At 43.6% G+C, this 13,537-nt stretch carries 14 protein-coding genes; 11 read left to right on the top strand and 3 right to left on the bottom strand.

What is annotated here, in order from left to right; all coding sequences use genetic code 11:
* The first annotated feature begins 12 nt into the window (after window positions 1-12).
* On the top strand, window positions 13-813 hold the full coding sequence (locus GS399_RS19560; protein WP_160846349.1) for an SDR family NAD(P)-dependent oxidoreductase: 801 nt from the start codon (window positions 13-15) through the stop codon (window positions 811-813).
* Window positions 814-966: 153 nt separating this feature from the next.
* On the opposite strand, the gene GS399_RS19565 is transcribed toward GS399_RS19560, so the two are convergent.
* Complete coding sequence (locus GS399_RS19565; protein ID WP_160846350.1) at window positions 967-2,124, bottom strand: zinc-dependent alcohol dehydrogenase; 1,158 nt, start codon at window positions 2,122-2,124, stop codon at window positions 967-969.
* 129 nt (window positions 2,125-2,253) lie between these two features.
* Between GS399_RS19565 and GS399_RS19570 the strand changes: the two genes are divergently transcribed.
* Complete coding sequence (locus GS399_RS19570; protein ID WP_160846351.1) at window positions 2,254-3,804, top strand: FAD-dependent oxidoreductase; 1,551 nt, start codon at window positions 2,254-2,256, stop codon at window positions 3,802-3,804.
* A gap of 10 nt (window positions 3,805-3,814) precedes the next feature.
* Here the strand turns inward: GS399_RS19570 and GS399_RS19575 are convergent, their stop codons facing one another.
* Window positions 3,815-4,333, bottom strand: coding sequence for a CinA family protein (locus GS399_RS19575; RefSeq protein WP_160846352.1), 519 nt, complete (start codon window positions 4,331-4,333; stop codon window positions 3,815-3,817).
* Window positions 4,334-4,403: 70 nt separating this feature from the next.
* Here GS399_RS19575 and GS399_RS19580 point away from each other — a divergent pair, with 70 nt between their 5' ends.
* From GS399_RS19580 to GS399_RS19610, 7 genes are all read left to right on the top strand, one after another.
* Window positions 4,404-5,129 carry a DUF72 domain-containing protein gene (locus GS399_RS19580; RefSeq protein WP_160846353.1) on the top strand — a complete coding sequence of 242 codons (726 nt, stop codon included), beginning with the start codon at window positions 4,404-4,406 and terminating at the stop codon, window positions 5,127-5,129.
* Between the two features lie 75 nt (window positions 5,130-5,204).
* A complete protein-coding gene (locus tag GS399_RS19585) occupies window positions 5,205-5,588 on the top strand; it encodes a hypothetical protein (protein WP_160846354.1) in 384 nt (127 codons plus the stop codon).
* Between the two features lie 209 nt (window positions 5,589-5,797).
* On the top strand, window positions 5,798-6,667 hold the full coding sequence (locus GS399_RS19590; RefSeq protein ID WP_160846355.1) for an STAS domain-containing protein: 870 nt from the start codon (window positions 5,798-5,800) through the stop codon (window positions 6,665-6,667).
* A gap of 3 nt (window positions 6,668-6,670) precedes the next feature.
* Window positions 6,671-7,078 carry an STAS domain-containing protein gene (locus tag GS399_RS19595; RefSeq protein WP_160846356.1) on the top strand — a complete coding sequence of 136 codons (408 nt, stop codon included), beginning with the start codon at window positions 6,671-6,673 and terminating at the stop codon, window positions 7,076-7,078.
* Window positions 7,044-7,472 (top strand): anti-sigma regulatory factor, encoded by a 429-nt coding sequence (locus GS399_RS19600; RefSeq protein WP_237488011.1) that lies wholly within the window; start codon window positions 7,044-7,046, stop codon window positions 7,470-7,472. Before GS399_RS19595 ends, GS399_RS19600 begins: the two co-directional genes overlap by 35 nt.
* On the top strand, window positions 7,465-8,478 hold the full coding sequence (locus GS399_RS19605; RefSeq protein WP_160846357.1) for an ATP-binding protein: 1,014 nt from the start codon (window positions 7,465-7,467) through the stop codon (window positions 8,476-8,478). Before GS399_RS19600 ends, GS399_RS19605 begins: the two co-directional genes overlap by 8 nt.
* Window position 8,479: 1 nt before the next feature.
* The gene (locus GS399_RS19610) at window positions 8,480-9,682 is read left to right on the top strand and encodes a sensor histidine kinase (protein ID WP_160846358.1); all 1,203 of its coding nucleotides are present in this window, start codon (window positions 8,480-8,482) and stop codon (window positions 9,680-9,682) included.
* A 398-nt stretch (window positions 9,683-10,080) separates the two neighbouring features.
* Here the strand turns inward: GS399_RS19610 and GS399_RS19615 are convergent, their stop codons facing one another.
* Window positions 10,081-10,485: a GlcG/HbpS family heme-binding protein gene (locus tag GS399_RS19615; RefSeq protein ID WP_160846359.1), complete on the bottom strand. Its 405-nt coding sequence runs from the start codon at window positions 10,483-10,485 to the stop codon at window positions 10,081-10,083.
* A gap of 174 nt (window positions 10,486-10,659) precedes the next feature.
* On the opposite strand from GS399_RS19615, the gene GS399_RS19620 reads away from it, so the two are divergent.
* Together GS399_RS19620 and ligD are read left to right on the top strand one after the other, a co-directional pair.
* Window positions 10,660-10,836 carry a DUF3606 domain-containing protein gene (locus GS399_RS19620; protein ID WP_160846360.1) on the top strand — a complete coding sequence of 59 codons (177 nt, stop codon included), beginning with the start codon at window positions 10,660-10,662 and terminating at the stop codon, window positions 10,834-10,836.
* A 6-nt stretch (window positions 10,837-10,842) separates the two neighbouring features.
* Complete coding sequence (ligD, locus tag GS399_RS19625) at window positions 10,843-13,536, top strand: DNA ligase D (RefSeq protein WP_160846361.1); 2,694 nt, start codon at window positions 10,843-10,845, stop codon at window positions 13,534-13,536.
* Window position 13,537: the final 1 nt, after the last annotated feature.

Raw genomic sequence — 13,537 nt, forward strand, 5'->3', positions numbered from 1 at the left:
AACAACATACTTATGGAAAACGAACAAAAATACGCGCTGATAACCGGCGCGACCAGTGGTATTGGATACGAACTGGCTAAACTATTTGCCCAGGATCATTACAACCTGGTTATTGTAGCGAGAGACGAAGCAGAGCTGTCAAAAACCGCATCTGAGCTGGAAAACCAATTTGGCATTACTGTCACTACGTTTCAAAAAGACCTGTTTAATAAAGAAGCCGCCTTCGAAATTTACGACGAAACTCAGGCAAAAGGACTGAATATTGATGTACTGGTTAACAATGCCGGACAAGGACAATTCGGTGAATTTGTGGACACTGACATCAATCGTGAACTGGATATAATACACTTGAATATCTGCTCGACAGTGATTCTAACAAAATCTTTCGCACAAGACATGGTAGCACGCGGAGATGGCAAAATTCTGAACGTGGCATCGATAGCCGGAAAGGTTCCGGGACCGTTCCAGGCCGTTTACCATGGAACGAAAGCTTTTGTCCACTCGTTCAACGAAGCGGTGAATAATGAACTCAAAGGCACCGGTGTAACACTCACATCTCTTCTTCCCGGAGCAACCGACACTGATTTCTTTAACAAAGCGGAAATGCTGGATTCAAAAATTGTACAGGAAGGTAAACTCGGCGATCCCGCACAAGTGGCAAAAGATGGCTATGATGCCTTGATGGCCGGTGAAGACAAGGTGATATCAGGCATGAAAAATAAGATGCAGGTAGCAATGAGCAATGTTACACCCGATAGTGCAGTCGCAGAAATGATGCACAAACAACAGGAACCGGTTGAGAATAAAGATTAAGGAGACAGAGAATGAGGATGGAAGGATTAAGGATCAAGGGCCCTATCCGGTTTTTATTCTTTCCATCTTTGCTCCATATTATAAAAGATTAAGGATGAAGGAATAAGGATTAAAGATTTTCTTTCTTTCCATCCTTACTCCTTCCTCTCTTTTCTATGGCTTCAAAACAACTTTAACGCAATCTTCCTTCTTTTCATCAAATATCTCGTAGCCTTTGGACGCCTCGCTTAATGGCAGGGTATGAGTAATAATATCGTCCAGGACGACTTTCCCTTCTTTCACAAGGTCAATTAAATGATCGATATAATTTAAAACCGGCGCCTGCCCCTGGTTAATGGTAATGCCTTTATCAAACATCCGGTGCACAGGGAAATTATCATACGGTGATCCATAGACGCCAACAATTGATACTTTTCCATTTCTTCGTACCGCCTTAAAGCACATTTCAAGAACTTTTATGCTTCCCTTTTCGAAATTAACCGTAGCTTTTACTTTGTCAAGAAAATTACGTTCCGGCTCAAAACCAACTGCATCTACGCAAACATCGGCACCGCGACCTCCTGTCATTGAACGGATTGCTTCAACAACATCCACATCATTAGGATTCAGCGTGTCGACCTTATTAACAGCTTTTGCCTTTTCAAGGCGATAATCCAACGGGTCAATTGCGATAACACGGGATGCCCCGTTTATCCATGCCGCTTTCTGAGCCATCAGTCCAACCGGACCGGAACCAAAAATTGCCACAACTTCACCGCCCTTCATTTGCGCCCAGTCGATCGCCGACCAGCCAGTAGGAAAGATATCCGTCAGAAACAAAACCTGTTCATCGGTCAGTTCATCCGGAATAATACGCGGACTAATGTCGGCGTAAGGAACACGGACATATTCCGCCTGGCCTCCCGAGTAACCTCCATATAGATCAGTGTATCCAAATAATGCGCCGCCTTTCTGATCCATTAAATCGCCATCAGGGCCATAATGCTTGTAATTTGAATTTTCACAATTCGGAGAAGATCCGTGAGTGCAGAAAAAACAATGTCCACAGGCAATCGGGAACGGAACAACCACTCTGTCGCCTTTTTTTAGGCGGGTAACCGCCGGGCCAACCTCTTCAACGATGCCCATAAATTCATGGCCCATAACCATGTTGCTGGCCTGGGGTACGGCGCCGCTAAGTATGTGCAGGTCAGAACCGCAAATAGCTGTTGAGGTGACTTTTAAAATAACATCTCCGCCATTTTCAATACGCGGATCATCAACGGTATCAACTCTGATATCGCCGGGTTTGTGAAAAACTGCTGCTTTCATAAATAGATTAAAATTAGATAGATGATGTTAGTATTTAACAAGATTCCTAAAGACAGGTTTCATAGATCATGCGCTAAATTTCATGAACACTCTTAACTTGTTCATGTTATAAGATGAAACATACTACCAATGGAACAAACGAATAACACATTTTCACAAAAAACAAACCCAAGAGACGGAGACAATACGAGCATCTGGCAACCGGGTCCGGTAGATTTAGCTGAACAAGACCGCCAGCCGCCGGTAGAACAGGTTTATGACGTATTGGTTGTTGGCGGCGGTATAACCGGCATTACTACTGCATTACTTTTACAGCAGCAAAACAAAAAAGTGGTAGTAGCAGAGGCGCATTTGGTCGGCTTCGGCACCACCGGCGGAACGAGTGCACATCTTAACACCTTTTTTGATGCCACTTACCCTGAGATAGAAAGTGATTTTGGAGAGAATGCCGCCAAACTAATTGCCGACGCAGGCAAAGAGGTTATGAACTGGATAAATGGTTTTGTAAACAAGTATCAGATAAACTGCGACCTCGAAACAAAAAACGCTTACCTCTTTTCAGAAAATGAAAAAGAAAGCAAACAGCTCGACGAGATTTTAGAATCATCACAAAAAGCGGGGATCGCTGTAGAAAAAACATCGAAGAATGGAATCGAAGTCCCGTTTAAACAATCGATTTTATTCAAAGATCAGGGTCAGTTTCATCCGCTGAAATACCTGAAAGGATTAGCAAATGAATTTATAAAAGCGGGCGGCGTTCTTCTTGAGAATTCATTTATAACAGAAAACTCATACGAAGATGGAATTCATACGGCAAAAAGCGCTGCGTTTACTATCAAGGCGAAAAACCTGGTATTTGCGACACACCTACCTCCGGGTATCAATCTTATGGATTTTACCTGTGCACCTTATCGCAGCTATGTGTTAGGCGTTACGCTGGCAGATGAAAAATATCCGGATTGCCTGGCATACGACATGCAGGAGCCTTATCATTATTTCCGGACACATGTTATTGACAGAAAAAAATACTTGCTGGTTGGAGGCGAAGACCATAAAACCGGGCATGACGAACCTGAAAAAGCATTCGAAACCCTGGAGAACTATGTCAGAAAATATTACAATATATCTTCAGTGGATTTTAAATGGTCTTCACAATATTACATTCCTGCCGACGGGTTACCATACATCGGACATTTACCAAGCAGTGATGAAAACATCTATATGGCTACCGGCTATAACGGAAATGGTATGATCTTCGGAACTTTATCGGCTATGATATTATGCGATTTAATTTGCGGTAAAAATAACCGGTACTCTGAATTACTTTCGCCAACCCGTATCAAACCGGTAGCCGGTTTTGGCGATTTTGTAAAGGAAAATTCAGATGTGGCCTATCGCTTTATCGCCGACAGGTTTTCAGCCGAAAAGATCAAATCGTTTGAAGAACTTCCGATTGGAACCGGAACAATTGTAAACTTTGAGGGCGAGAAGCTTGCCGCATATAAAGACGAAGCTGGAAAAATAAGTGCATTAAACCCGGTTTGTCCCCATGCCGGCTGTGTAGTCAACTTTAATCCAACGGAAAAAAGCTGGGATTGCCCCTGCCACGGCGGGCGGTTTGACCTGGATGGCCACGTACTTACCGGGCCACCGCGAGCTGATCTTCAAAAAGTAATTTAACGCGGGTCGGTCAGCCGACTTGGCCGATCTCTTCTGTAATTACAGTTTCAGGCTGTTGTAATTCGCGGATAAGATTGCGTGCTATCATATCGATCGTTTTCAGGACAACGGATTCCGGTTCTCCCTTAAATATCTGCCGTATTGCTATGGACCGGTCTTTCAGTAACAAATGAACAAACATGGTTCCAACAGGTTTCTCATCCGTTTCGCTGCCACCCGGCATTGTAAGCCCGGTTACGGCAATATGGATATCCGCTGGAATAACGTCCTTCAGGCGTTTGGCCATTTCTTCCGTTACCTCAGCCGATTCGGGGGTATATTTCTTCACAAGCTCTTCCGGCACACCAAGAATATCCTGCTTAATGCAGGCATCATAACAAACGATTCCACCTTTTAATATTTTTCCGCAATCCGGGATCAATGAAATTTCGGCAGCAACCCGTCCCGCGGTTGCGCTTTCTGCTAACGCGACGGTCAGATTTTTTTCCATGACGAGATGACTGCATTCGGTTAAGATAGATGATGGCATAACGGGCTTATAATGATTTCAAAACAGACGATCAGCCGGAATTGTTGTAATCTTCGTATTGAAAGACTTCATGAGTAATGCAACATGGTACATTGGCTGTTCCGGCTTTCATTATAAACACTGGAAAGGAACTTTTTACCCTGAGAAACTGGCGCAAAAGAAATGGTTTGAGTTCTATTGCCAGCACTTTCTGACACTCGAACTTAATGTTACCTTCTACCGCTTTCCGCAACTGTCATTTCTCCAAGCCTGGTTTGGTAAAAGCCCCGCCGAATTTCGTTTTTCGGTAAAAGCGCCAAGGATTATTACTCACTTTAACCAGTTTCATCATAGTGCTGATTTGATCTCGGACTTTTACAACACAATACGGGAGGGGCTCGGAGAAAAACTGGGACCGGTTCTGTTCCAAATGCCTCCCCGGTTTAGTTACGATGAGGAAAGGCTGGAGCGCGTGATTAACAGCCTGGATAATTCCTTTCTGAATGTTGTTGAGTTCCGGCATAAGACCTGGTGGAATGATACGGTTTACCAGGCGCTAGGTAAACATAATATAACGTTTTGCGGCATGAGCCATCCACAGTTGCCCGACGAACTGATCATCAATTCGCCTTACGTCTATTACCGGTTACATGGCGTGCCGGATCTATATCGTTCACCCTATTCAGATCCTTTTTTGAAAAAGTTAAAAAAGCAGGTCGACAATGAATCTTCAATAAAACAAAGCTGGGTGTATTTTAACAATGATGTGGAAACTCACGCTGTTTATGACGCGATAAAACTAAAATCTATCATTTAAAACGTCAGCGTTCGACCATTGTGAGGGTTACTTTATGGTATAAAACTTGCGCTACAACGGCCTAATACATTTGACATGAAAAACAAACCAATTTCTCCTAAATTACATGCACTGATTGACTATGCATTAGTCAGTGGTCTGCTCATCCTGCCTTCACTGATGAGAATGAATAAAAAGGCAAAGACAATATATGCGATAGAAGCCGCTATTCTTCTTCCTTACGTTGCACTTACCCGACAACCGGCTGCGATAAAGGGATTGATTCCATTTCGCACGCACGGAAAGATCGACCCGTTTAATGTTGCACAGTTTGCCTTACAAACTTCTCTTAAACCGTTCCGGAAAAACCGCAAGGAAATGATTTTTAATATAGCTTTCACAGCACTGGCAGGAATTACTGTATTGTTAACAGATTGGAAAGGGAATGAGTATAATAAACAGCTTGCGAAACACTTTTAAAGCATTTTCTGCACGTTCGAACAGAACACTGGCCGTTGGTTTGAATGCGTTTCTGCGAAAAGAGAGTTGTGGATAGTTGATATATTTTGGATAATTAGCCACCGCAAAATATTATTTCTGTATGCCAAATGCATTGTCTACCTTGCTGACAATTTTTCAACTTTGCCAAGCTTGAGCATATAGAACTTTAATTCCCTATAGATTCATCCATGTCATTTAATACATCGCAATTGCTACAAAAAAAGAAAAAATACATCCTTGAACTTTGGATGAAAAATCAACTGGCTGATGAAGGCTTACGGGAAGACCTTATTAGCAACGAAGAGCTAAGGAGCCAGTCTGAAGAATTAATTAACAGTCTGGTAGGCAACCTATCCTCAGAGAATGTCGCCGACATTAATTCCGACGAATGGAACCCGGTGATCGAAATTCTGGGAGGGATCGCAATCACCCGTGCGCGGCAGGGCTTTAGTCCCCGTGAGACAGGTAGTTTTGTTTTCTCGTTAAAGGACGCCTTAATTCAGGTTTTGCAGGAAGAAAATAAGAATGACGCGAAAGTCCTTTTTGCCGAAAGCCTGAAGATCAGCCGCATTATGGACAACCTTAGCATAGTAACTTTCGAGACCTTCATTAAAGGGCGGGAAGAAGTTATTTTGCGTCAAACTGATGAGATCGCGGAAATTTCCACGCCGGTTATCCGGGTTTGGGATGGTATACTTGCGTTGCCAATTATCGGTACGCTCGACAGTGCCCGTACCCAAATTGTAATGGAAAACCTTTTACAGGAAATCGTGGAAACGGGATCGAGCATCGCTATACTCGATATTTCCGGGGTGCCTGCGGTCGATTCGCTGGTTGCCCAGCACCTGATCAAAACTGTGAGTGCTACCCGGCTGATGGGCGCGGAATGTATCATTAGCGGTATACGTCCGGAGATTGCTCAAACGGTTGTGCATCTAGGCATCGACTTGTCAAACATCATTACAAAATCTACATTGGCGAGCGCACTAGCCTATGCTTTCAAAGCAATGAAACTGGAAGTTAGAAAAACAAGTACCGTACTCAAATCGAATTTTTAAGTAATGGATAAAATTCCTATTCTGCGGATGGGATCCTTTCTACTGGTGACCATACAAGTAGATCTGTACGACCGGCTCGCTCTTAACCTGGAAGCAGACCTGGTACAAATGGTTCAAAAAACTAATGCCAGAGGTGTGCTCATCGACATCTCTGCGGTATCAATTGTCGACTCATTTATGGGTCGGATAATAGGTAATATTGCCAGTATGTCCAAGATACTGGATGCAGAAACTGTCGTTGTTGGAATGCAGCCCGCTGTTGCGATCACCCTCATTGAGCTGGGGCTGCCTTTAAAAGGCGTTCATACAGCTCTGAATATGGAAAAGGGAATGGATTTGTTGAAGTCCATGATAGACACGCCGGAGGAAGAAGCTAATGATCAGCCACTCGATGATTTTGTCGCTGAGTAAGGATACGATCAAAATAAGCCAGGAGCAGGATGTGGTCTTTTTAAAAAACCGTGTTAAGGAAACTGCTGTCAAGATTAAAATGGGCCTGGTAAACCAGACACGTATTATCACCGCGGCCAGCGAGCTTGTCCGAAATATGATGCGTTATGCGAACGGTGGCAATTGTGTCATCGAAGTTGTATCAAGCGGCCGGGTGAACGGCGTACGATTAACGTTTACGGATAAAGGCCCGGGAATACCGGATATTGCTGCAGCTATGCGCGATGGGTTTTCTACAGGCAGAAGCCTGGGACTCGGTTTGCCGGGAACCAAACGTTTGGTAAATGAATTTGACATCAAAAGCAAAGTTGGCGAAGGCACAACGGTAACTATAGTGAAGTGGGCAAATGGTTGATGCAACTCATATCAGTTTTAATGCGAATGACCGTAGTTATTTTTCGCTGATCAAGAAAGAAATTCGGCTCATGGCGACAGAGGCGGGGTTAAGCCCGGCCCGCTTAAACGAATTGGATCTGATCGTATCAGAAATGACCTCCAATTTATTCAAGTATTGCAGCGATGGAGAGATACTGGCCGGCGTATTTTCTGCCGATGGTACGAATTACGTTGAGGTAATATGCATCGACAACGGCCCCGGCATATTGAATCCAACTAAGATGATGAAAGATGGTATTTCAACCACAAATACGCTGGGGCATGGTTTAGGAAGCATAAACAGGTTATCCGACGCTTTTGACCTTTATTCACAGGTTGGTTGGGGGAGCATTCTGCTTAGCCGCGTATACAATAAGCCGCCCAAAAAAACGGCCGGTAAAGAAAATATCATCATTCGCCCAATCGTAATATCTAAGCCTGGCGAAAAAACAAGTGGTGACGGGTTCGCGTACAAGACAACCTCTAGATACATCAAACTGATGCTGGCTGATGGATTAGGGCACGGACCGGAGGCTAATAAAGCCGCAAATGAAGCTGCGGCAGCATTCAGAATTTTTCCCGACTACAGTCCTACAGAAACTCTGCGTTTTATCCACAGTTCTATAAAAAAAACCCGGGGTGCCGTAATTAATGTTGTGGGATATGACCTCGAGTCAAAAACATGGGCATCAACGGGTATCGGCAATATTTTTCTGCGGCTGATTGGGCCCGGCACTTTCAAAAACCACATGTCGTATAACGGCATTGTGGGCCATAATATTCCTAATACGATGAATGAGCAATATTATAAGGCCGATCAGTTTAATCAGCTAATCCTTTGCTCCGATGGTATTAAAACACGCATTGAACAAAGCCGGTATCCGCTCGTGCAAAAATACGATCCCACCATACTTGCTGCGGCCATTTACAAGGACCACGCCCGAAGGAATGATGATATGTCTGTAGTTGTCGTAAAAATCAAGTGATATGGTAGCTGTTGTAAAAATTTCCCTGGAAAACGATATGGATCTGGTGCTGGCTCACAAGCGCTCCATGAAAGTTGCTGAAAAACTGGGATTAACCACGGCCACACAAACCACTTTCGCGACCGCCGTTTCGGAAGTAGCCCGGACGGTCATCGACCATACAAATCATGGTACCCTGGAAATTGGAATCGAACACCAGGCTCAGCGACACAGTTTGGTTGCTTCAGTTACCTATGACCATGAAGTTAGTTTCACCAATTCAGACGCCGGTTTTTTTTACGCGCAAAAGCTAGTGCCAGAGTTCAGCCTCGATAACACCGCAGGCCTTAACCGGATTATCATGAAAATTGGTATTCCGCGATTCTTGAAGCTAGATAACGTTAAGATAAAAGCGCTTAAAATATATTTTGAGCAGGAAGGCCCGATTAACGCCTATGAAGAAATTAAGCAGCGTAATATCTCTTTAAATAAGCTTGCTAACGACCAGGAAGAGGAATTACGCCAGTCGCGTATTATCGACGAAAAAAAGACCGAATTCATTTCGATCGCCAGCCATGAAATTAAAACGCCGATAACTATTATTAAAGCCTATACACAGATCGCTAAAAGCCTGAAAGGCGGATGCAGCGATCAGGTTAAAGAAATATTGGTTAAAGTAGACGGGCAAACGAACAAATTGCTTTCATTGGTGCAGCAACTCTTAGATATATCAAAAATTGAGAACGGAAGCTTGCAATACGCCAGGGAACCAATGGAGTTTAACTCCTTTATTTCGGAAGTTGTTGAAGTTATCAAGCACATACATCCTCATCATACATTGATCACTCACCTAACTGACAACATACCGGTTTATATAGACCGGCTGCGAATGGAACAGGTATTTTCAAACCTGATCGGCAATGCAGCAAAATACTCCGAAAAAAACACCCAAATTACGATCAAGCTTACGCAGGAAGATAGTTCTGCACGGGTAACGGTAACTGACGAAGGAATCGGCATGTCAGATATCACAATGGCATCTATTTTCGACAAGTTTTACCGTGACAAAGATGTTATACAAACACACTCCGGTTTAGGAATGGGATTATATGTTGCTTCGAAAATTATCTCCGATCATGGCGGAACGATTTCGGTGGAGAGCGTTGAAAAAAACGGGACTACGTTTACTTTTGATATTCCTGTAACAAGCGGGGAGCTCTCTTAGCCGTTCACTTTACACAATAAGTCTGTCGTTCAAAGAAACACATGGGCGTCGGCATAATGCCGGATTTTTTTTTGTCAGGCCTGAAATTAACTGTCGCGGCAATCGTCTTGATCCGGTATCGCCATTTTCATTATTGTCGAGAATGAGGGACGGTCAGCCAAAGCAAAGTCGAAGATTAGGTCGTGAATGTTATTTTGGAAATGAACGGCCATCACTCTCCGCTTCTGAAGTCCCGCTTTCTGTTACAAGTTTTTGTCAATGGATCTTAGTAAACGATTGTTTCTGCAACAAAAAGCTTTCCACGGCATCATGCTTATTACTGAGCGTTTGTAGTTCACTAACATAACTGATCAGTAGTCCCGGGTAACACCGGCATCTTTATATATAGCCGCTTTTTCTTAAAGGGACTGGAATGCCGCCGCTCCGGCAGAAGCCACTTCATGATCCTGGTCCACTGAACCGCCCGAAACCCCGATGGCGCCTACGATGTCTTCTCCCTTTTTAAGAAGTACTCCACCTGGAAAAGAAATCAAGCCACCGTTTGAAACCTCGATCTGGTACAATGGGCCGCCCGGTTGTGACAGCTTTCCGATCTCGCCGGAATTCATATCAAAATACCTTGCCGTTTTAGCTTTTCTAATGGCTATGTCGACAGAACCCAGCCATGCCTTATCCATCCTGTGAAAAGAAACGAGGTTCGCTCCCGCATCAACTATAGCGATGTTCATTGGTACGTTAATTTCCTGCGCTTTTTGCTTAGCGGTGTCTGATATCTTTTCCGCCTGTTCAAGTGTAATGCTCATATATTCTTCATTAGGTAGTTATTTCAGTAACAATCACTGTAGAGCAAAGTTTCGCTCACCAACGTTCATATCTTTAATGATTACAGATTTAGTGCAAAGATCCGGAAGTGATATAATGGCGTCATGACAAACCTTTCCTAAAAATCTGCTGTTCTACAAAAAACATCTGATACTATGGACAACAAACAGGTAAATGGATCACCAGATCGCGACCGCATTAATTTAAATGAAGATTATGAAGTTCAGTACTGGTCGAAAAAATTTGGTGTCAGCCCTGCCGAGCTAAAAAAAGCAGTAAGTGAAGCCGAATCCTCATCGGCTGCAGCCATTGAAAAGCATCTTAAAAAGTAAGTGCTTATGAGCCTGGACAAGTATGTAAAAAAACGCGATTTCAGCAAAACATCCGAACCAAAATCAGGTAAAAGCACGGATAAGGAGAAGCTGCGTTTCGTAATCCAGAAACATGATGCGTCGCATTTGCATTATGATTTCAGGCTCGAAATGGAAGGTGTATTGAAAAGCTGGGCCGTGCCAAAAGGCCCTTCTACAGATCCGGAGGTAAAAAGGCTCGCCATGATGGTGGAAGATCACCCTTATAGCTATCGTACTTTTGAAGGAATCATTCCAAAAGGCCAGTATGGTGGCGGTACAGTAATTGTCTGGGACGAAGGGACGTATGAAGCGGCTGACGATGATGATGATATTCCATCAGATAAAAAGGCGCAGGAAAAACACCTTCTTCACGGCCTGCATAGCGGGAAACTCAAATTTAAACTAAGCGGTAAAAAAGTAAAAGGTGAATTCGCGTTGGTAAAAGCTTACGGACGTGGCGAAAATAGCTGGCTGTTAATGAAACTGGAAGACAAATACGCCTCCACTGACGACATTACCAGGAAAGATAAATCTGTATTATCCGGACTTAATCTTGAAAAAGTCGCTAAAACAAGTGATAAGATTTGGAATAGCAACCGTGTTGACGAACAAGATCCGCAGGATAAACTTGAAGAATCCGTTGAAACCGCTGATGAGCCTTCGGAAACTAACACGGGCGATTTACTTAAAAACGCTAAAAAAGTGCCCTTTCCGGAAAATGTAAAACCAATGCTTGCTACCCTGGTGGATAAACCTTTTGACGACCCGAACTGGGTTTACGAAGTTAAATGGGATGGCTACCGTGCAATTGCTTCGGTGAATAAGGACGAAGTCGAGCTTTATTCGAGGAACCTGAAATCCTTCAACGAAAAATTTTACCCGATATACGAGGTTTTAAAAACCTGGGACGTCAATGTCATCCTCGATGGCGAGATCATGGTCCTTAATGAAAAAGGATTATCGGATTTCGGTGCCTTACAGAACTGGCGCAGCGAAGCTGATGGCGAACTGGCCTTTTATGCATTTGATATCATATGGCTCGAAGGAAAAGATCTAACCGGTCTGCCATTATCGGAGCGGCAGCAAATTTTGAAGGAAATCCTTCCGACAAACGATGACCGTATACGGTTAAGCCAGGTTTTTAAAGCCAGCGGCACCGACTTTTTCAACGCTGCAGAACGTACCGGCCTCGAGGGAATTATCGCTAAAAAGGCTGACAGTCTCTATTCAGTCGGGAATCGGTCAAAAGAATGGTTGAAAATCAAAGTATCCAAAAGACAGGAAGTCATTATCTGTGGTTTTACACGCAATGATGGTACGTCCAAATTATTCAGCGCCTTACTTTTAGGAGTGTTTGAAAACGGCGTATTGCATTATGCCGGTAAGGTTGGTACGGGTTTTAACGACCAGGGGCAAAAGGACACGATGAAATTATTTAAACCACTCATTATTCAGGAAAGCCCGTTTAATGAAGTTCCGGATTATAATAAACCTTCACGGTTCAGGCCAAATCCTCCGCACGCTAATGCTACCTGGCTAAAACCAGAACTGGTATGTGAGGTTAGTTTCACGGAAACAACAAGCGACGGAGTGTTTCGTCACCCATCATTTAAAGGTATGAGAGAAGATAAAAAAGCTAAGGAAGTGGTAAGGGAAAAAGAAGCGCATACTGCTGACATTGTTGAAGATGCAGAAAACAATAAGAACGAACAAATAGTCAAAGCACCCTCAAATAAAAAACGTAAAACGCTGCTTAATCCGAAAGATGAAACCCAGGTGCGTAAGATCAATGGCCATGATCTGAAATTTACTCATTTAAGCAAAGTTTACTGGCCGGGCGAAGGCATTACTAAACGTGATATGTTTAACTACTACTACCAGGTAGCCGAGTATATCCTTCCTTACCTGAAAGACAGACCGCAATCACTGAACCGTTTTCCGAATGGCATTAATGCAAAAGGTTTCTATCAGAAAGACGTAAAAGATTCGGCCCCGGACTGGGCGCAAAAGTTTCCCTATACAACCAGCGATGGCGAACATAAAGAATACTTGGTCGGAACAAATGAGGCTAGTTTGCTATGGATGGCCTCTTTGGGGTGTATTGAAATGAATCCATGGTTTAGTCGTGTTCAGTCGCCCGATTGTCCTGACTATTCCGTAATCGATCTCGATCCGGATAAAAATACTTTTGACCAGGTGATCGAGGCAGCATTAGAAGTTAAAAAAGTGCTCGACGCGATCGACGTTCCTTGTTATTGCAAAACTTCGGGATCAACCGGCATGCATATTTACATTCCGCTCAAAGCAAAATACAGTTATGATCAGAGCCAGCTGTTCGCTAAACTGATCGTCAGTATCGTTCATGAGCAGTTGCCAGAGTTTACCAGCCTGGAAAGGATGATCAGTAACCGGAAAGGAAAAATGTATCTGGATTTTTTACAAAACCGTCCGGGAGCAACTATTGCGTGTCCATTTTCTGTCCGGCCAAAGCCAGGGGCAACTGTTTCAATGCCATTACATTGGGAAGAAGTTAAGCCGGGATTAACCATGAAGCATTTTACAATCTTCAATGCGGTCGACAGAGTGAATAGCGAAGGTGACCCTTTCAAGGGTGCCCTGGGAAAAGCAATAGATCTTGAGAAAGCGGTCAAAAAGGCAAAAAGTATTTTTGACGTTTAGC

It is taken from the genome of Hufsiella arboris (assembly GCF_009834875.1).
Lineage (GTDB): Bacteria > Bacteroidota > Bacteroidia > Sphingobacteriales > Sphingobacteriaceae > Hufsiella_A > Hufsiella_A arboris.

What these genes read in the sequence shown, in the direction of transcription:
- GS399_RS19575 (WP_160846352.1), bottom strand. Translation starts at nt 4,333, where the DNA reads ATGCCATCATCTATCTTAACCGAATGCAGTCATCTCGTCATGGAAAAA.
- GS399_RS19595 (WP_160846356.1), top strand. Translation starts at nt 6,671, where the DNA reads ATGGATAAAATTCCTATTCTGCGGATGGGATCCTTTCTACTGGTGACC.
- GS399_RS19560 (WP_160846349.1), top strand. Translation starts at nt 13, where the DNA reads ATGGAAAACGAACAAAAATACGCGCTGATAACCGGCGCGACCAGTGGT.
- GS399_RS19605 (WP_160846357.1), top strand. Translation starts at nt 7,465, where the DNA reads ATGGTTGATGCAACTCATATCAGTTTTAATGCGAATGACCGTAGTTAT.
- GS399_RS19590 (WP_160846355.1), top strand. Translation starts at nt 5,798, where the DNA reads ATGTCATTTAATACATCGCAATTGCTACAAAAAAAGAAAAAATACATC.
- GS399_RS19565 (WP_160846350.1), bottom strand. Translation starts at nt 2,124, where the DNA reads ATGAAAGCAGCAGTTTTTCACAAACCCGGCGATATCAGAGTTGATACC.
- GS399_RS19615 (WP_160846359.1), bottom strand. Translation starts at nt 10,485, where the DNA reads ATGAGCATTACACTTGAACAGGCGGAAAAGATATCAGACACCGCTAAG.
- GS399_RS19610 (WP_160846358.1), top strand. Translation starts at nt 8,480, where the DNA reads ATGGTAGCTGTTGTAAAAATTTCCCTGGAAAACGATATGGATCTGGTG.
- GS399_RS19580 (WP_160846353.1), top strand. Translation starts at nt 4,404, where the DNA reads ATGAGTAATGCAACATGGTACATTGGCTGTTCCGGCTTTCATTATAAA.
- GS399_RS19585 (WP_160846354.1), top strand. Translation starts at nt 5,205, where the DNA reads ATGAAAAACAAACCAATTTCTCCTAAATTACATGCACTGATTGACTAT.
- GS399_RS19620 (WP_160846360.1), top strand. Translation starts at nt 10,660, where the DNA reads ATGGACAACAAACAGGTAAATGGATCACCAGATCGCGACCGCATTAAT.
- GS399_RS19600 (WP_237488011.1), top strand. Translation starts at nt 7,044, where the DNA reads ATGATCAGCCACTCGATGATTTTGTCGCTGAGTAAGGATACGATCAAA.
- ligD (WP_160846361.1), top strand. Translation starts at nt 10,843, where the DNA reads ATGAGCCTGGACAAGTATGTAAAAAAACGCGATTTCAGCAAAACATCC.
- GS399_RS19570 (WP_160846351.1), top strand. Translation starts at nt 2,254, where the DNA reads ATGGAACAAACGAATAACACATTTTCACAAAAAACAAACCCAAGAGAC.